Raw genomic sequence first — 279 nt, 5'->3', positions numbered from 1 at the left:
AGACGATGCCGCTGCGGCCGGGATGCCGCTCGACGAAGCGCAGCAACTGGCGCTTGCTGTCCTGTTTGGCCTCGATGGCAAGCTTGATGTTCGGCCGGTCGAAGCCCAGCACCAGGGTCTCGACGCGTCCGGCGAACAGCCGGGCTTCGATGTCGGCGCGCGTCCCTTCGTCCGCCGTCGCCGTCAGCGCGATGACCGGCACATCCGGGAAGATGCCGCCGAGCCGCGACAGGTCCTCGTATTCGCGCCGGAACGCCGGCCCCCATTGCGAAATGCAAT

The 279-nt window shown here is 67.7% G+C and carries 1 pseudogene; it reads right to left on the bottom strand.

Annotation, left to right across the window (positions count from 1 at the left end):
• Positions 1–279: pseudogene (locus tag EN861_RS35130) on the bottom strand (ATP-dependent DNA helicase RecQ); the annotation flags it as partial.

Origin of the sequence: Mesorhizobium sp. M8A.F.Ca.ET.218.01.1.1, assembly GCF_004791165.1 — a bacterium.
Lineage (GTDB): Bacteria > Pseudomonadota > Alphaproteobacteria > Rhizobiales > Rhizobiaceae > Mesorhizobium.
This window is presented reverse-complemented; position numbering and strand designations above follow the sequence as displayed.